Source organism: Polyangium sp. 6x1, from assembly GCF_029946515.1.
In the GTDB taxonomy this organism is placed as follows: domain Bacteria; phylum Myxococcota_A; class Polyangia; order Polyangiales; family Polyangiaceae; genus Polyangium.
On the sequence record NZ_JARZHH010000020.1, the window covers coordinates 1 to 18066 of the forward strand.

Below are 18066 nucleotides of genomic sequence, written 5' to 3' on the forward strand. Positions count from 1 at the left end.
CTCCGCACGCGCGACCGCATCCGCCTCCGCCGCCGCGCCCCCTGCGACCGCCTCTGCCGCCGCGCCCCCCGCGACCGCCTCCGCCGCCGCGCCCACGGCGGCGCCTGCGCCTGGCTCGGCCGACGCCGTCGCCGTCGGGATCGACCAGGTCTTCCTCGACAAAAAGACCTTCTTCGCGAAGTTCAAGCAGGAGCACACGCAAAAAGTCGCGGGCACGACGAAGAAATCGACCGGCGTCTTTTATTTCGAGCGCCCGAACAAGATCTCGTTCCGGTACGACGCGCCGAGCAAGAATCGCATCGTCTCCGATGGCACGACGCTCAAGGTCTACATCGGCGAGGACAACCAGATGTTCGTGCAGCCCGTCGACAAGACCGAGTACCCCGGCGCCCTCGCGTTCCTCATGGGCAAGGGGCTCGGGCCCTCGTTCTCGTTCGTGTTCCACGACAAATCCAAGTTCGAGGGCGGGCCCGTCCTCCTCGGGAAACCCCGACAAGCGACCCCCCATTACGACTCCGTGTATTTCTACGTCGACAAGGCGCTCCTGGAGAAGAAGGATCCCGGCGTGATCCGCCGCGTCATGCTCGTCGACGCCCAGGGCAACCGGAACCGCTTCGACTTCGAAGGCTCGACCCAGCCGGCTGCGATCGACCCCGCCGAGTTCACCTTCACCCCTCCGCCGGGCACCAACGTGACCCAGAATTGATCCCGTGCCGCTCGACCTCTGGCCGCTCTCCACGCCGGGCCGTCTGATCCACGAGGACCCCGACCTCGTCGCCGTCGACAAGCCCCCGTTCGTCCCGACACACGCTCCCGAGCGCAGCGACGACGTTCATCGCCGCCTCACGGCCCATTACGAGGCGACCCAACCGGGCGCGCCCATCTATCTCGGCGTCCATCAGCGCCTCGAGCGGGACGCCTCGGGCGTGCTCGTCTTCACCCGCCGCCGCGAAGCGAACCGATCCATTGCCGAGCAAATCGAGCGCCGCCGCGCCCGCCGCACCTACGTGGCGCTCGTCCGCGGCACGCCGGGCATGCTCGGCCGCGGCAAAGGGCCGGACCGAGGCGTCTTGCGCCATCGCCTCGCGCCGGGCGACGGCGGCCATCGCGTCTTGCCGCCCTCGGCGCACGCGGGCCAGCCGTCCACCGTGCTTTTCCGCGTCCTCGACAGGCACGGCGATCGCACGCTGCTCGCGCTCACGCCCGAGGTGGGCTGTCCCGTGGATCTGCCGGCCCAGCTCGGGGCCGAGCAGGCGCCGATCGTGGGCGACGTGGCGCGGGGCGGTGATCCGGCCCCTCGGCTCGCCTTGCACCTCGAAGAGCTCGTCCTCGACCACCCGCGGGACGGCCGCCCGCTCACGCTCCGCGCGCCCTTGCCGGCCTTCTTTTCGGATTTTCTCGAAGGAAACGAAGGTTTGTCCGACGTGGACGCCATCGAGCGCCGTTTGCGCGAGGCCGCCGAGCGCCGCGCGTGGATCGCGCGCCTCCCGGGCACGGATGCGTTCCGTTTGGCGAACGCCGCGGGCGACGGATTGCCCGGCGTCACCGTGGATCGCTATGGTGATTTCCTCGTCGTCTCGCTCTACGACGAGGACGCGGAGGCCGCGCGGGAGCGCATCCTCGACGCGGCCTACCGGCTCGGCCCGACGGGCATCTACCTCAAGATTCGCCCAAAACACGCGAGCCGCATCGTCGACGCCCGGGAGCCGCAGTTCGCCCCGAAAGACCCGGTCCGCGGCGAGCCCGCGCCCGAACCGCTCATCGTCCACGAGCTCGGCTTGCCGTACGAGGTGCGGCTCGGGGACGGTTTGTCCACGGGGATCTTCCTGGATCAAAGGGAAAACCGTCGCCGCGTGCGGGACATGGCCGCTGGTTTGTCCGTCGCGAACCTCTTCGCGTACACGTGCCCCTTCACGGTGGCGGCGGCCGCGGGCGGGGCGCGGCGGACGGTGAGCGTGGACGTCTCGCGCGGGTCGCTCGAATGGGCGCGGAAAAACCTAGACAGGATCGGCGCGGATCCGGCGGCCCACGTGCTCGTCGAAGCGGACGCGATCAAATGGCTGGAGAAGAGCGCCGCAAAGGAAGGACCGTTCGGCCTCGTGATCCTCGACCCGCCGAGCTTCGCGACCACGAAGCAGACGCGCTTCTCCGCGGAGAGCGATTACAAGAAGCTCGCGGCGAGCGCGATCCGCGTCCTTTCGCCCGGCGGCCACCTCCTCGCGTGCACGAATCACAAAGGGATCACGCACGCCAAGTTCAAGCGCGTCTTGCAGGACGCCGCGCGCGACGCGGGGCGGGGCGCGGCGCAGGTGAAGGAATGGCCGGAGCCGGAGGATTTTCCGCCGGAGCCGGGCGGGGAGGCCCATTTGAAAACAGTGCTCGTGACCCTCGAGAAAGGTTGAATGACGGCCCTCCCCTCCGACGAACCTCTCCCGCGTCGTGATCGCCCCGGCCTGCTCGCGCTGATCCTCGGCGCGCTCGCGGCGCTCGGGCCGCTCACCATCGACATGTACCTGCCGAGCTTGCCCGCGATCGAGCGGGACCTCGGGACCACCGCGTCGATGACGCAGCTCACGCTCGCGGCCTATTTCGCGGGCCTCGGGATCGGCCAGCTCGCGTATGGGCCGGTCACCGATCGCTTCGGCCGCAAGCGCCCGCTCTACGTCGGGCTCATGCTGTACGTGCTCGCGTCGGCCGGGTGCGCGTTCGCGCCGAACGTCGAGACGCTCATCGCGCTGCGGTTCCTGCAAGCCCTCGGCGGCGCCGCCGGGCCCGTGGTCATGCGCGCCGTCGTCCGGGATCTGTACGTCGGCCCGGCCGCGGCCCGGCTGCTCTCCACGCTCATCCTGGTCATGGGCGCGGCGCCCATCCTGGCGCCGCTGCTCGGCGGCCTCACGCTGGAGATCGCGGGATGGCGGACCATCTTCGCCGTGCTCACGGTCCTCGGCGCCGCCTGCCTCGCGCTCATGGCGACGGCATTGCCCGAGACCTCGACGACGCGGACCCGCATCGAGCTCGGCGCCCTCGCCCGGAACGTGCGCGCGCTCCTCGGCCACCGCGGGTTTGTCGCGTACACGCTCACGGGCGCGTTCTCGCAGGCGGGCATGTTCGCGTACATCTCGGGCTCGCCGTTCGTCCTGATCGAGCTCTTCCACGTCTCGCCGCAGCGATACGGGTGGTTTTTCGGAGCAAACGCGTTTGGCTTCATCGCGGCCTCCCAGGTGAACCACCGATTCCTCGCGCGGTTCTCGCCGGGGCAATTGCTCGCGCGCGGGACGGTCGTCCTGGCCGTGATGGGCGCGGTCCTCATCGCCCTTGCGGTGACCGGGGCCGGCGGCTTGCCGGCGGTGGCCGTCTCGCTGTTCGGATTCATGGCGAGCCTCGGCTTCATCGGGCCAAACGCGACCGCGCTCGCGATGGACGATCAAGGCAGCCGCGCGGGCCTCGCCTCCGCGGTGCTCGGCTCGATTCAATTCGGCATCGCGGCCTGCGCGTCGTCCTTCGTGGGCCTCTTGAACGACGGCTCGATGCGGCCGATGGCGGGCGTCATGGCCGCCTGCGGCGCGGCCTCCTTCCTCGCGGGCCGCATTGCGCGAAAATAACCGTCAATCGAACTCGACCTCCAGCTCGTCCGGCATCGAAGCGAGCCACGGCAATCGCGCGATCCCCGCCTCGTCGCAGAGCTCGTCGAGCCGCACCTCCGTCCCGTCGTCGAGCACGAGGTCGCCCCGCACATAATATCGCAATCCCCAGGAGAGCGGCTTACCGCGGCTCTCCGGGTGCTCGGCGAGCTCGCACAAGAGCTTTTGATCCTCGGGCGTGGACAGGCGCGCCACGTGCCGCGCGAGCGCGGGCCAGAGCGGGTCGATTCCCTCGGGCAGATCCGCGAGCGCGCGGCGGAACGGGGTCGACTCCGAGCGCGGGCGCAAGGAGAGGCGGCAGGCCTCGTGGAAGAGGCGGAGCAGCGGATCCTTCGGCTCCGAGAACGCCAGCACCGCGCGCGTCCCCGCCCGGCCGATCCCCGCGAGCTCCACAGCCGCGAAATCGAGCGTCCACGGCTCCTCGGGCAATTCGAGCTCGTGCGCCCAGACCCACGCCATGTCGAGCACCCAGTCCCGCGCCCAGTCCCGCGCCCAGTAACGCGACAGATCGAACGCCCAGTCCCGCGCCAGATCCCGCGTCCAGTACCGCGCCAGATACCGCGCCCAGTACCGCGCCAGATCGAGCGCGAAATCGCGCGCCCATTCCCGCGCCCACGAGCGCGACAGATCCATCGCCCAATCCCGCGCGAGATCCAGCGCCCACGTCCGCACCCAGTCGTCGTGCGCCGCCTCCTTCGCCCACGACCGCGCCAGATACCGCGCCATGTACCGCGCCAGATCGCGCTCCTCCCGCTCCGGCACGAGCACCCGCCGCGCCGCGCGCCCGAGGTGCTCGCGTTTGCCCCCGAGCGAGATCAACGTCTGCAGCCGCGCCGCCGCCGGCCCCCGCGGACCCGGCCACAGATGTAGCAGCGACAGCTCCGGCGGATCGCCCGGCCAAACCGGGCTCGACCCGCCGAGCGCCCGACCTCGCGCCACGCCTTGCCCCTCGCCCGCCGCCGAGAGCAATCGCGACATGGCGGGCGGCTCCGCCTCCTCGCGCCCGAGCCGCGCCTCTTGCCACCACGACGACGCGATCACGCCGGGCAGCCAGCGCGCTCGCGACGCCACCTCCGGCCACGCTGCCGCGAGCCGCTGCCGCCGCCCCTCCTGCCGGCTCGCCGCCCACGCCCGCGCCGCCGCGAACCCGCGCACCTGCTCGTGCACGTGAAAATGGGCCGAGAGCCGCTCGCACCACGCCTCGAAATGCCCCTCGCCGAGCCCGTCGGCGAACATCACGCCCGCGAGCCAGAACCCATCCGCGTCCCCCTCGATCAAATTCTCCAGCACGGACGCGAGGTGCGCCGGGTTCCGGTCCTCCACGACCGCCGCCCATAACCGGAGCGTCTCCCAGAATGCGAGATCGTGCAGATATCGCCGGCACAGCCCGACCCGCGCCTCGGCGCCCTCCACCACCGCGGCCCAGTGGTGCGCCACGAGGTATTCCTGGAAGCTCAAATGCGCAAACGAAAAGGTCCCGTCCGCGCGATCCACGAGCACGCCCGCCGCCGAGACCAGCCACGCGACGAACCCACGGCGCTCCTCGTACGAAAAACGCGAGGGCAAGAGCGCGCAGAGCTCGTCCTCGGTGCGCACGATCGGGCTCCGGCTCTGCTCGCGGTAGCCCTCGCGCTGCACCCGATCGGCGAGCTCGGCGAGCACGCGCATCCGCTCGGCCGCGTCCTCCGGCCGGAACATCGAAGGCGGCGTCCGCGCGCCCTCCGCCTCCTTCGCGCGCGGACGCGCCGAAAGCAGGTTGTCGAGGCAAACACGATACAGCTCATGCCGTTTGTCCGGCAGCGGCCTCGACCGGTGCACAAAGAGCATCATCACGAGCAGGAGCGCCGTCCGCGCGAGCGCCTCGGCCTCGGCGCTCGCGCCAAGCGCCGACACGAAGCGCTCGCTCGCCGCGCGGGCGCTCGCCTCGTCCTCGCCGTGCACGCGCCCGTGGAAGCGCGCCGCGAATTCCCCGATCTCCTCGTCCGAGAGCGGCTGCACGTCGAGCACGTCGAACCCCTCGGCGCTCGAAGGCCGGCTCTCGCCATAAGGCCGGCTCGTCACAACCGCGAGGACGCGCGGCGAAGCGCCGAGCAGCCCCATCAACTTCTCGCGCACCTCGTCGCCGAGATCGCCAAGCTCGTCCCATCCGTCGACGAGCAGGATCGGCCGCGGCCCCGTGGGAGCCTCGAACAACGCGGCGAGCGTCCTTCGTTCGTCGCGCCCGCGCACCTCGGCGAGGCGGCCCGCGAGGTACGCCTCGAGCGTCCGTTCGCTCGGCCCGGCCCGCTCCCACGCGCGCCCGAGCTCACGCAGCTCGATCAAAAAGGGAACGCAGGTCCTGCCGCCCTCGGCGAGCAGCTTGCGAAAACAATGCCGCAGAATCGTCGTTTTCCCGCAACCGGCCGGCCCCCGAAGGACGAGTGGCGAGGCCCGCGTGACGAGCGCGAACGGATCGAGCGGCGCGCCGTCGTCGAGCCTGTCGGGGTCGGTGTTCGTCCCGAGCCTCGGCGGCACGAACATCTCGTCGAGCCGCGCCGAGACGGGCGGCCCACCCCCGCTCGGCTGCGTCACGCCCACGCCGCCGAGGTCCCAGCGCACGTACCGCGTCCCGAAGCGCCGCCGATAGGCCTCGACGAACGCGGGCACCTCGGCCCCCTCGGACGAAGCCGCGACCTGTTTTTCCTCGCCAAACCCTTTGGGCACGTACAGATCGAGCGTGGCGCCGCGCGGGCTCGCCGGATCCACGGCGAACGCCCCCGGCTCGACCTGCCCCTCGGCGCGGACGCGAGGCGCATAGATCCGCAGGATCGACCGCGTTTGCCGCCGCGCCGGATCGAGCTCGAGGAGGTGCACCATCGCCGGCTGGCTCTCGGGCAGGTGCCCGGGCAAAAGGCCCCAGCTCCCGGACGAGAGCACGAGCGTGTGCCCCTTTTCCCCGCGCCGGAAGGGGAACGCGTGGGCATCGGCGCCGTGATGATGTCCGTGCAGCACCACGGAGACGCGCGCATCCTCGGTCACGGCGCGCAGGTGCTCCTTGCCCTCGAAGCCGGCCGCGTCGGCAGCGAAATGCTCGATCGTCTCGGGCTTGAGCGGCCCGGGATGGCCACGCAGCCATTCCACCCAGCTCGCCACGGCCTCGGGCACGGGCGTGATCGGATTGTGGTGCACGCCGAGGATCGACATCCACGACGGGGGCAAACCGCGCAGATGATCGAGCAAACGCTGGGCCTGCGCCTCGCTGAACGAGCCGCCCTTCCGGGCATGGGACTCACGCTCGCACGAGTTCAACGCGGCGACGGCGATCCCCCCCTCCGGCATGGCGAAATGGTGAACGAAAGCGCCATGCCCGATCGAAGTCACATTCGGCAGCTCCCCGCGCGGCCGCCCGTGGAACGCCGCGACGAACGCCTCGAAGCGCGCGAGGCGCACGAGGCCAAGCCGTCGCTCGAACTCAGCCTCGTCGAACCCCTCGTCATCCTGCTCGATCTGCACCTTGCGCGTCTCGGCCCAGGAGACATCATGGTTTCCGGGGACGAACACGAATCGATCGCGCGGGACACGAAGGAGCGCATCGAGGTGCCCAAAGAACCCAAGCGCAGCCTCGTATTCGCTCTTGCGCGCAGCCTCGGCGATGTCCCCCGTGACCACGACGAGCCCCACGCCCTGGCGCATCCCAAGCTCCTCGCGCGCAGCATCGATCGCAGCGGAGAAGCGCGCAGCGAGCCGCTCGCCATCCTGGCCCCCGAAGCGACCATGCGGGCCAAAATGCAGGTCCGAGAGGTGGAGGACGAGGAGCGGAAAGGACACGTCGAAGGCGAGTCTAGCGGAACTGGGGCGCGGCATGAAGGCCCCTCTGGGAGGCGCCGCGCTGGGGCTTTGCCCCAGGCCCCAGCAGGGGCTATCCGCCCCTGCACCCGGACCAGCGCAAGCGCTGGACCCGGGGTCGATGAACTGCGCGATGCGCAGTTCATCGAACAGCCGCGTCAAGACCGGCAGCGCGCTTGATGTGGGAGTTTGTCGGAGGGTCCGGGACAACTGCCGGGCGCATCAGAAACGGATTGCGGTGGCGGGTTTTCCCAGGTACAGGTTTGACCAGGGATATGCCACCGTCAGCACCCACCTCAAGGTTGATTCCGTACCTCTTCGCCCTCTTCTTCGTCGCGCCGCTCCTCGGGGTCGCCGCGTGCGCGCCGAGCCGCGAAGAAGAAGTGATCCTCCGCGAGCCGATGAAGGTCGCGACGACCTTCGGCCCTCACCTGCGATTGCCTGACGAGGATATGCGATGCGTGCGTCGCCCCGGCGTCCATCCTTGTCCGAAGGGATGGCCCCTCCGCGGGATCATTCCCGTCGCGCCGCCGCGAAATGCGTCATGTACGTCCGAGCCGAACGGCCCGCCGGCCACGGAGCTCGACGAGAACGGCGCGCCGCAAAGCGAGATCACGCTGTGTTGTGTCCTGACGTATTTCGAGGCGGAGAGGCGTGACGCCTGCTCGCGCTGACGGGGGTCATGATGAAACAGCAGCAACAACCCCCTGTACGCGTGCAGGTAAGTGGATCTGCTTCTGCCTGGCTCGTCTTCTGGCTCGAGCTCCTCTTTGGAGGGCTGGTCTTCACGGCGAGCATCCTCGGCCTCGTGAACGTGTTCGCGTCGTCGATCGTGGTCGATCGGTTGGCGGGTGAAACCGCCTGCATGGGGCAGCCTCGCGGGTGCGAGGCGGCGCCAAGGCAGTGGGAGCGGGCGCCGTGGGCGCACACGATCCAGTTCAACACGACCAGCGGCACGGTCGACATCCGCTGCAGCCGCGCGTATGTGCTCCTCGGCGACTGGTCGTGTGTTGCGCTGAACGCGCTACCGGAGCCCATCGCGCCCAGCGCGAGCGCGAGCGCCGCGCCCTCCGCCTCGTCGGCGAAGGTCCCACCGCGGGCCCCAACGCCGCAACGCGCGAAGCCCGCGGGCCCTCGGACTTCGCCGGCTTCCTCCGGATCGGCGGCGCCGCGCACGGGCAAGACGGAGCTTCAGGTGGTTCGGGATCTCGGTGGGATGCCTCCGGCGGAGTCGACACAGTAGAGGGTTCGGCCAATGCTGCTTTCGGAACGTTTGTCAAGGACAAGATTTCGGCGCAGCAGCGGAAACCGTTCCCCTCGCGGTGTTGCGTGGACGGGGCCGTAGCTCAGCCATCCTCGATCCGGATCGGGAGCCAGTCGAATCCGGTGACGCCTGCGTCGCGGAAGATGCGCCAGACCTTGGGGGTAACGAGGAACCAGGGGTAGGCGAGGACGGAGTCGTAGACGTCGCCGTTGAAATTCACGGAGCCGAACCATTCCCAGGTCACGTTCACGTCACGGGCATCCGCGAGGTCCGAGGCGCGGTAGGCGAGGCGGGGCGGGACCTCCCAAAAAGTGCCAAAGCAGCTCCGCCCGCATGGGCATGGTTGAGAGAGCTTGGTTCCGGTCGATCGAGGGGACATCGGGGGCAGCGTATGCGTGGCGCATAGCTGCCGCCACGGAAGCTGGAAGTGCCCACGCTTTTCGAACGCCGCAAAAACCCCTCGGAACGAGAGCCCGGTGGCGCCGCTCTCCGCGAGCGCACCGGCCAGCTTTTCTTCGACCAGGATGTCGTTGTACCAGGTTGTCGTTGCGCGCTTGCCCTCGAGGACCTGAAGCCTTTCGCCATCGACAACCATGGCGGACGTCTGGCGAGCTCCGGCCCCGCAAAGCTTGCACGCCTCGGACATGTCGTACTGGGTCCCCACCCGCGGTCCCGCGAAAATACCACTCATGAGGTCGGAGGCGTCCATGACGATCAGGCGCGCGGCCTGAATCTCGTCATCGGTGTAGCGGTCCCGGCGGTACTCGGACCATTCGACGCCATGCTGCTTGAAAAGCTCCAGAAGCCTTGGAAGTCGCGCGTCGCTGTCGTCCAGTGTGACGCATATTGGCAGCCGTTTGAGCACTGGGCCGAACACCTCGACGACGTCGGGGCCACAGCCCACGGCTCGCATGAGGCTATGGGGATCGCCCATCAAACATGCCCCATCAAAATCGATCTTGACTTCGGTTCGCATGTCGAAACTTGCTCGTCTTGACTACTGGGTTACTTGCCGAAGTATGGCCTGATGGCATCGAGCCAGTGCGGATACGACTCGTATGCCTCTTCATAGAGCTTCCACAGATCGGCTTTGCTCCTGATCCTGGGTCTTGCCGCAGTGAACATCCTATTGAAATCTCGGTGCTCCGCCACCGTCAAGATCACCGACGGTATCTTGTCAAGCTCTTTCGTGAGCCCGTGCGTGATCGCCTGATTGACCTCCAGGATGTGGTGCGCCTCGTACCTCCCCTTCATGCCATCCGTGAACTTGCTCATCAGCTTGTACGGGCCGATCGTCTGGTTCTGCGCTAGCGCGTTTGTAATCACCTCCCCGTACTGCTCCGCCAAGAGCTTCGCCGCGTCCTCGGATAACTCTTCCGCCCCCTCCAGGATGATCGGCGCCTTCTTCGCGCAAGCCTCCTCCAACCTCTTCGCGAACTTCTCCGCCTGCCCGACGAGCACCGCCGATGCGACCTGCGTGATCGCCGCCGCGGCCTGCACGATGGCGTTGTCGACGCCGTCCGCGTCGTCGCCGCCGATGATGCCGAACCGCTTGCCATCCTTGCGCGCGAGGTCGTGGTTGAACTCGCCGTTCAGCATCGCGGAGGCGATCGTCAACTCGCGGACCATCCGCTCGATCGGCGTCAGGGGTTTTGCTTTGCCCTTCCCCTTGCCCGTGCACCCCTCCTTCGTCTGCTCGCACGACGCCACGCTCGCGAGCGGCGCCCCGTTCCGAAACACGCGCTCCGGCAGCGCCCCGCCTCGATCCACCAGCGTGCACTGCTCATCCACGCACTTCGGCGGATGCACCTCGTCCCGCTTCGGCAAAACGCCCTCCGACGGCAAAAGCGGCTCCTTCGACAGCACGCCCTCGGGCGGAGGCGGCGACGGCCGCGGCTTCTCCGGCGGACGCTCCGGCATCTTCTTCACGCCGGGCGGCACGACCTCCCCTTGTTCGTCCTTCGCCGGCGGCGGCTTCTGCGGCTTCGAGGCCTCGGCGGACGTGGACGCTCCTGCCTCGTTCTCTTCAGCCGATGCCTTGGGCGCATCCTTCGGCGGAGCCGGCTTCGGTCGCGGCGGCGTGGGGCAGGTCAGCTTGTTGTGCGGGATCGGCAGGAGTCTCGCGCTCGTCGGGGGCGCGTAGGGGTCGAATACGTAGACGGTGAGCCCCTCGCTCTTCGTGGTGAACTTCGCGCGACTCGTGGTCCACAGGGCCTTCGCCCCCGGCGAATAGGCCCATTCGTTCGCGTTCGGCGCGACGTCCGGCGGTTTGACGCAGACGCGGATCACCTCCGCGCGTGCGCCCCTCGGCGCGCACAAGACAAGAAGGATCAGCGGCAAGCACCAGGCGAAGACACGACGAAGCATCGGCAACGGTACCGAACGCATGGCAGGGACACCAATCTCTCCTCCTCGCATTCCTTCCCTGCGCGAGCCCCTTCCCCCTTGACACGTCCCCCGCCGCAGCCGTTACCTTCCCCACATGGCTACCCATCTACGCACGACCACCTCCCCCGCGCCCGCCGCCGACATTTGCGCTTCCATTGCCGACGGCCTCGCCAGCGACGACGCCACGAAGCACCTCGCGCCCCTGTGGGAATCGCTCACGGCCAAGGGCGACGCGCTCGCGGCGGAGCGCCGCAAGCTCGAGCGCGCGCTCGGCCGCGCGCGGGCTCGGCTCGTGGTCGCCGATTCCCTTTGGGATCCCGAGGTCGCGGCGTTTGGCAGGGATATCGTCGACAAGACGGACGGCCGCCGGGATGCGCCGCCCTATACGCGGTTTTTCAAGGACGTCTCGCCGTCGGCGGCGCAGGCGTTCGGGGTCGATCGTGAAGTGAAGCAGGGGCGCGCGTGGCTCGACGAGCTCGGGCGGAACCCGGACGAGCCGCTCGCATTGAAATGGTCCCCGCGGCTCGGGGCCGTGACGGACAGGCTCGACCTGAACGCGCAGGAGCGCGCGAATGGCCTACGCGCCCTGGCATTGCAGGGCACCTCGGAAGAGCTTTACGTGGAGGACATCAACCTGGAGATCGACCGGCTCGAAGGCGACCTGAAAAAGCTCTTCGCGGGCCAGCCGAAGCGCGTCGCGGCCTTCCTGGAGCCGACACGGCCGAAGCGAAAGCGTGAGGCGGGCGACGCAAACGAGGGCCCGGAGGGCGAGGATTCGTGAGGTAGACTGCGCAACTGGGTCGATCGAGGCCTCGATCGACCCCGTTGCGTGGCGCGCGGGGGTGCTTCGAGGGGGGGAGCGCGCGGGTGGCGTGGGGCGCGAGGGGCGATCCGGGTTCGGGGTGAGGTGTTCGCGCCAGGCGGGAGCGTGGATCCGGGCGGGGAGTGCGGGCCGCGCGCGGCGCGCGGGCGCGGATCCAGACGGGAAGTACGGGCGGTGCGCGGGGCGCGCGGGGCGATCCAGCCGGGGAAAGAGGTTGACGCGTCGGGCCAGGGCCGGCAGGCTGCCGGGTGAGGGGCGAAACGCATGCGTGTGGGTCCGGCGTTGTTCCTTCTGGCGGACTTGCTCACGGCCTGTGGGGGGGTCCACGGTGACGGCGACGCAGTGCAAGCCCCCTGAGTGGTGTGAGGAGCAGACCCCTCTTTGTCACAACAGTTGCGACCACAAGGGTGCCCAGCGGGGTTGCGACGATTGCTGCATTGAGATGCGTCGCAAGTGCCTCGCCTGTGCGCCCAAAGAAGAGATTAATTTCGCTACCTGTGACCGACGCCTCTATCCCAGGAATTGATGATGCGATTCTCATTCTTCATGATTGCCGCCCTGGTCCTCGCCTCCTGCGGGCGTGCCGACCCCTCCGAGATCACGCTCGAACTCAAAACGCCCACGCGCGTGAATGGCTGCAACGTCTTCTTGCATCATGCGCTGGGCGGGGAGCCGCTCGGTGCGGATATCACCTACGTCTGCGACGTCCCCGAATCGTTCATCAACGAAAAGAACTGGTGGGGGGACGGCATGCAACCCCCGGCGGCCGGCCTGTTGCTGGGTGACTGCCTGCGCCTGGGCAATCGATTCTACTGCATGGAGAAAGTGGAACCCGGGGAGTCGGTCACGCTCAAGGCGACCTACGAAATCCTCCACGACCGCCGGTTCGACCACCTCCGCCCCATCCGCTGACCCTCAAAAAGCCCCGCTCGCCACCACGCCCGCATACCCTGCCGAAACCACCGGCACCACCGCAATCCCCTCCCCCGCCCCCTCCTTCTTCTCCGCCGCCAGCACGCTCGTCACGACCAGATACGTCCCCGCGAACGCCGCCCCGACGTGCAGCCCATACATCACGTATTGCAGCGTGTTATACGTATTCCCCCGCGCGCACGTCTCCCGGAGGACCCCCGCCCCCGGGTCCGCCGACGACTCCGCCGCCACGCACACGCTTTGCTCCTGCGTGAACTGCGCCGAAAACACGCTCGTTCGTATCGCCTCATTCGCCTGGTACACCTGATACGTCGACAGGATCCCGAGCCCAAGCGATACCGCCGACACGCCGAACGCGCTCATCCCCGCGACGAACCGACCATCCCACCCCGGCCCCCCGCCACCTCCCTCCGCGGAGGGCGAAGCCGGCTCGTCGGCGCGCGCGGCCCCCGGGACGCTCAGCGCGATGAGGGGCACGAGCACGGCGAGGGCGGACACGAGCGGGCCGGGGGATACGAATTTCCTCATGGTTTCCTCCTTCGAGACGTGACAACGGCGCCAAGATGGGCGAGGAGAACCGGGCTGCCATGGCAAGAAAGCTCCTCTTCACGATCTCCTCGTACGCCTACCTCGAGCCCCGTTTCCTCGCGGCCGGCGAGCTCGATCGCGGCGAGATCGTGCACAAGACCTTCCCCGACGGCGAGCGGTACCTCCGCGTCGCCGAGGACCCGTGGGGCCGCGACGTCGTGCTGCTCGGCGGCACCCCGACCGACCTCGACTGGCTCGAGCTCTACGACCTCGGATGCGCCATCAGCACCGGCGGCGCCCGCTCCCTCTCCATCGTCATGCCGTATTTCGGCTACGCGACCATGGAGCGCGCCGTCCTGCCCGGCGAGGTCGTCACCGCGAAGACCCGCGCTCGCCTCGTCTCGGCCATCCCGCCCTGCGAAGGCGGCACGCGCGTCTACCTCTTCGACCTCCACACCGACGGCATCCCGTACTACTTCGGCGACAGCCACGTCACGCACCACCTCTACGGCGCGTCGCTCGTCACGAAGCTCATCCAGCGCACGATGGATGGCCGCTCGTACCTGCTCGGCGCCACCGACGCCGGCCGCGCCAAGTGGGTCCAGAGCCTCGCGCGCGACCTCGACGTCGAGCCCGCGTTCGTCTACAAACGCCGCGATCCCGAGACCGGCAAGCTCGCCGTCACGGGCGTCAACGCCGACGTCCGCGGCCGCGAGGTCGTCATCTACGACGACATGATCCGCACGGGATCCTCGCTCATCCAGGCCGCCGCGGCCTACCTCGCCGCCGGCGCGACGCGCTGCCACGCCGTCGCGAGCCACCTCGTCCTGCCCCCCGGCGCCCTCGAAAAACTCCGCGCGAGCGGCATGTTCGAGCACATCCTCGGCACCGACTCGCACCCCGGCAGTCAGCAGCTCGCACCAAGCGCCATCGAGTCCGCCGCGCCGCTCTTCGTGGCCGCGATCGAACGGACGTACCGCATTTGACGGGGCCCGCAAATTGGTTGGAGCCTCCGCCGATCCCGACTAGAACCTCGCTCCGGTGACTCTCGCCGCCGACGAACCGTCCTCCGCGCCCGAGCGGGCCACGCCTCCCCCGGCGCCCGTGATCCCGGGCCACCTCGAGATCCTGGCCGAACGCGCGCTCATCGCCACGTGCCTCGCCGCGCTCGCCTTCTTGTTCTTCCAGATCCTCACGTTCGGCCACGGCCGCGACCAGGGCATCTACACGGTCGTCGCGCGCACCGTGCTCGAAGGCGGGATGCCCTATCGCGACGCCTGGGATTTCAAGCCTCCCGGCATTTTCCTGGTGTACGCCCTCGCCCGGCTCCTCTTCGGATCCGCGCAGTGGGGCATCCGCGCCCTCGAGGTCACAGGCCTCGTGCTCATGACGTTCGGCATGACGCGGCTCACGCGGCGCTTCTGGGGCACGGGCACGCTCGGGCTGCTCGCGGCCACGATCACCGTCCTCGTCCACGCGCAGCTCGATTTCTGGCACACGTCGCAGCCCGAGTCCTTCGGCGGCATGATCACGATCGCCGCCCTGCTCTGCGCCCCGCGCAAAGGTCCGTCGGGTTTGCCCTCGGCCGCGGCGACGAAGGCGCGTGATTGGCTCGTCGCGGGGTTCCTCTTCGGGTTCGCGGGTCTGCTCAAGCCGCCGCTCGTGGGCGGCGCCGCGATCATCGCGCTCTTGCCCGCGTGGTGGGACACGGATCCCGCGCGCCCGACCCTCGAACGCCTGCGCGCCGCCGCCCGCGGCGTCCTTCGCCCCTCGCTCCTGCTCGCGGTGGGCGGGGCGATCCCCATTGCGATCTGCGCGGCCTGGTTCGCCGCGCGCGGCGCGCTCGGCGACCTGCACCGCGTCCTCTTCGTCTTCACGCCCCATTACACGGCGCTCGGCTGGCAAGGCGCGGCCCCGACGGCGATGTTTTACTGGGCCTTCACCGAGTGGCTCCAGCAATACGGGAGCGTCCCGACGGTGGGCCTGCTCCTCGCGCTCGGCCTCGGTGTCTGCGCGCGCGAGCGGCCGCTCGTATGGCTCTCGCTTGGTGTCGTGTTCGTTCACCTCGTCGGCGTGACCATGCAGGGGAAGTTTTTCCCCTACCATTACGGCGCAACCTGGCCGCTCACGGGGCTCGTCGCCGCGCTCGGGTATCACGCCCTCTTCCAGCGGGCGCGGGCGCGCGGGGCGCTCGGCCTCGCCGGGTTTTTCCTGGTGCTCCTGATCGTGCCGTTCGGCCGGACGGCCACGAAGGACGTCCCGGGCTCGTTCCTCGTGCGCACGCAGAAGCGCCTCGGCCTCGCGACCGAAGGGTTCCAGAACCAGCGGGGCCTCGACGAGCTCGCCAGCGTGGCCGACGTGAATACCGTGACGAACCGCGCCGTCGCCGATCTGCTCCGGAGCGTGGTCCCCGCGAATCGCCCCGTCTTCGTCTGGGGCTTCGAGCCATCGATTTACGACATGGCCGACCGCGCGGCGGCGACCCGGTACATCTACAACGTCCCCCAGCGCGTCGCGTGGGCCAGGGAGGAGCACCAAAAGGTCCTCCTCGCCGACCTCGAAAAAGCGCCCCCCGCGGCGATCGTGGTCGAGCATTACGACGTCTTCCCCCACGTGACGGGCGACGCCTTCGACTCGGCCGACTCCCTGCGCGATTTCCCCGCGATGCAGCGGCTCCTCGACGAGAAATACGTGCTCCACACGTCGATCGGCCAGATGGACGTGTACCTCGAAGCGACCGAGGAAAAACCATGACCGCGCTGGTGCTCGATCCCGGCATTGCAGCGGACGCGCGTCCCCCGGGCGGCGTGCGTGTCGTCGTCGAGCGCGCGCGGCGCGTCTTCTCCGGCAGCGGCGTCGTGCTCGACGGCCTCGACCTCGACATCGCCGCCGGCACCTTCGTCGCCCTGCTCGGCCCCTCCGGCTGCGGCAAATCCACGCTCCTCCGGCTCGTCGCCGGCCTCGACCAGGCCGACGGGGGCTCCGTCCGGCTCGTGTCTCCCGACGGCGCCGAGCGGCCCCGCATCGCATACGTTTTTCAGGACGCGCACCTCCTGCCCTGGCGCAACGTCCTCGACAATGCAGCCTTGCCGCTCGAGCTCTCGGGCGTCTCCCGGGCCGAGCGGCGCGCCGAGGCCCTCGCCGCGCTCCAACAGGTCGGTCTCGGCGACGCGGCAGCGCGATATCCAGCGGAGCTCTCGGGCGGCATGAAGATGCGCGTCTCGTTGGCCCGCGCCCTCGTCGTGCGCCCGAGCATTCTGCTGCTCGACGAGCCCTTCGCCGCCCTCGACGAGCTCACGCGCCAGCGGCTCGACGATCAGCTCCGCGCACTCTGGCTCGACCTCGGCATGACCGTCCTTTTCGTCACGCATTCCAACGCGGAGGCGGCCTACCTCGCCGAGCGTTGCATCGTGTTCTCCCGGCGCCCAGCGCGCATCCTGCTCGACACGCCGATCGACCTGCCACGCCAGCGCGACACCACGCTCCGCAGCGATCCTCGATTCGCGCGCGTGCTCGGCCCGCTGCACGACGCGCTGCTCGCGGGGGAGGCGCCGGCTCCGCAATGAAAGCCAAGCCCCTCCTCAGCGCAGCCCCGCCCATTCTCTCCCTCGTGCTCATGCTCGGCGCCTGGGAGGTGCTCGTCCGCGTCCTCGCGGTGCCCGCATACCTGCTGCCTCCGCCGAGCCAGATCGCCGCCGCATTCGCCGCCGACGCAGCCACGCTCAGCCTCGCGACCCTGACCACAGCCAAAAGCGCGCTCGTCGGATTCGCGCTCTCCGGCGTGATCGGCGTCCTCGTGGCCGTGGTGCTGTCGGCCTCGCGCCTGCTCGAGCGCGCATTTTACCCATACGCCGTCTTCCTGCAGACCGTGCCCATCGTGGCCATCGCGCCGCTGCTCGTGTTGTGGTTCGGGCCAGGCGAGCGCGCCGTCAGCGTATCGGCATTCATCGTGAGCGTGTTCCCCGTCGTGGCAAACGCGCTTTCGGGTCTGCGATCCGTGGAGCCCGCGCTGCGCGACCTCTTCCGGCTCTATGGCGCGGGCAAGCTGCGCACGCTCCTGCTGCTGAGCCTGCCCTCGTCCCTGCCGAGCATCGTGACAGGCCTGCGCATCGCAGGCGGGCTCGCGGTGATCGGGGCCATCGTCGGCGAATTCGTGGCAGGCTTCGCCGAGGGCACGCCCGGGCTCGGCATCCTCATCATGAGCGCGCCGCGCCAGCTCCGAACCGACCTGCTCTTCGCCGCCGTCCTCTGCGCCTCAGCGCTCGGCCTCGCCTTGTTTGGCGCCACGAACCTCGGCGGCTGGCTCCTCCTCCGGCGGTGGCATCCGTCGGAGAAGAGCTGATAGCGTTTCGCTGGGGCTTTGCCCCAGGCCCCACCGGGGCTATCCGCCCCTGGACCCGGACCAGCGCAAGCGCTGGACTCGGGGTCGATGAACTGCGCGATGCGCAGTTCATCGAACGCGCCGATTCAAGACCACGACCCACCCTGCCAATCAAGGCAGCAGCGCTGAGATTTCAGCTGGCCACGCGGTACCAACGGCCTGTTGGAAGAACTGCGCTGCGCGCAGTTCTTCCACGAATGGTCCAGGGCTGGCCCTGGTTCGGGTCGAGGGGCGAACAGCCCCCGCGGGGTCCGGGGCAGCGCCCCGGCGCGGCGCCTCCAAT

The 18066-nt window shown here is 69.2% G+C and carries 15 protein-coding genes; 11 read left to right on the top strand and 4 right to left on the bottom strand.

Annotated features, from left to right (window positions below; translation table 11 throughout):
* The 3 genes from QHF85_RS19915 to QHF85_RS19925 all read left to right on the top strand — a co-directional run.
* On the top strand, nt 1-706 hold a 706-nt coding region (locus tag QHF85_RS19915), incomplete at its 5' end, for an outer membrane lipoprotein carrier protein LolA (RefSeq protein ID WP_281328817.1).
* A gap of 4 nt (nt 707-710) precedes the next feature.
* A complete protein-coding gene (locus QHF85_RS19920; protein WP_281328818.1) occupies nt 711-2402 on the top strand; it encodes a class I SAM-dependent methyltransferase in 1692 nt (563 codons plus the stop codon).
* On the top strand, nt 2403-3602 hold the full coding sequence (locus QHF85_RS19925; protein ID WP_281328819.1) for a Bcr/CflA family multidrug efflux MFS transporter: 1200 nt from the start codon (nt 2403-2405) through the stop codon (nt 3600-3602). It abuts the gene before it with no gap.
* A 3-nt stretch (nt 3603-3605) separates the two neighbouring features.
* On the opposite strand, the gene QHF85_RS19930 is transcribed toward QHF85_RS19925, so the two are convergent.
* Nucleotides 3606-7448, bottom strand: coding sequence for an NACHT domain-containing protein (locus QHF85_RS19930; protein ID WP_281328820.1), 3843 nt, complete (start codon nt 7446-7448; stop codon nt 3606-3608).
* 320 nt (nt 7449-7768) lie between these two features.
* Here QHF85_RS19930 and QHF85_RS19935 point away from each other — a divergent pair, with 320 nt between their 5' ends.
* The gene (locus tag QHF85_RS19935) at nt 7769-8140 is read left to right on the top strand and encodes a hypothetical protein (RefSeq protein WP_281328821.1); all 372 of its coding nucleotides are present in this window, start codon (nt 7769-7771) and stop codon (nt 8138-8140) included.
* Between the two features lie 8 nt (nt 8141-8148).
* Nucleotides 8149-8709, top strand: a complete 561-nt coding sequence (locus QHF85_RS19940; protein ID WP_281328822.1) for a hypothetical protein — start codon at nt 8149-8151, stop codon at nt 8707-8709.
* A gap of 103 nt (nt 8710-8812) precedes the next feature.
* Here QHF85_RS19940 and QHF85_RS19945 read toward each other — a convergent pair whose 3' ends face one another.
* Together QHF85_RS19945 and QHF85_RS19950 are read right to left on the bottom strand one after the other, a co-directional pair.
* The gene (locus QHF85_RS19945) at nt 8813-9706 is read right to left on the bottom strand and encodes a hypothetical protein (RefSeq protein WP_281328823.1); all 894 of its coding nucleotides are present in this window, start codon (nt 9704-9706) and stop codon (nt 8813-8815) included.
* A 29-nt stretch (nt 9707-9735) separates the two neighbouring features.
* Entirely contained in the window at nt 9736-11118 is a 1383-nt protein-coding gene (locus QHF85_RS19950; RefSeq protein ID WP_281328824.1) for a hypothetical protein, read from the bottom strand.
* Nucleotides 11119-11212: 94 nt separating this feature from the next.
* On the opposite strand from QHF85_RS19950, the gene QHF85_RS19955 reads away from it, so the two are divergent.
* On the top strand, nt 11213-11899 hold the full coding sequence (locus QHF85_RS19955; RefSeq protein WP_281328825.1) for a hypothetical protein: 687 nt from the start codon (nt 11213-11215) through the stop codon (nt 11897-11899).
* Nucleotides 11900-12466: 567 nt separating this feature from the next.
* On the top strand, nt 12467-12853 hold the full coding sequence (locus QHF85_RS19960; protein ID WP_281328826.1) for a hypothetical protein: 387 nt from the start codon (nt 12467-12469) through the stop codon (nt 12851-12853).
* 3 nt (nt 12854-12856) lie between these two features.
* Here the strand turns inward: QHF85_RS19960 and QHF85_RS19965 are convergent, their stop codons facing one another.
* Entirely contained in the window at nt 12857-13402 is a 546-nt protein-coding gene (locus tag QHF85_RS19965; protein ID WP_281328827.1) for a hypothetical protein, read from the bottom strand.
* Between the two features lie 59 nt (nt 13403-13461).
* On the opposite strand from QHF85_RS19965, the gene prs reads away from it, so the two are divergent.
* The 4 genes from prs to QHF85_RS19985 are packed head-to-tail and all read left to right on the top strand — an operon-like array spanning nt 13462 to nt 17744.
* Nucleotides 13462-14388, top strand: a complete 927-nt coding sequence (gene prs, locus QHF85_RS19970) for a ribose-phosphate diphosphokinase (RefSeq protein ID WP_281328828.1) — start codon at nt 13462-13464, stop codon at nt 14386-14388.
* 55 nt (nt 14389-14443) lie between these two features.
* Nucleotides 14444-16156, top strand: a complete 1713-nt coding sequence (locus tag QHF85_RS19975; RefSeq protein ID WP_281328829.1) for a glycosyltransferase family 39 protein — start codon at nt 14444-14446, stop codon at nt 16154-16156.
* Nucleotides 16153-16968 (top strand): ABC transporter ATP-binding protein, encoded by an 816-nt coding sequence (locus QHF85_RS19980; protein ID WP_281328830.1) that lies wholly within the window; start codon nt 16153-16155, stop codon nt 16966-16968. The genes QHF85_RS19975 and QHF85_RS19980 overlap by 4 nt, the downstream gene beginning before the upstream one ends.
* Entirely contained in the window at nt 16965-17744 is a 780-nt protein-coding gene (locus QHF85_RS19985) for an ABC transporter permease (protein ID WP_281328831.1), read from the top strand. Before QHF85_RS19980 ends, QHF85_RS19985 begins: the two co-directional genes overlap by 4 nt.
* The last annotated feature ends 322 nt before the right edge of the window (nt 17745-18066 follow it).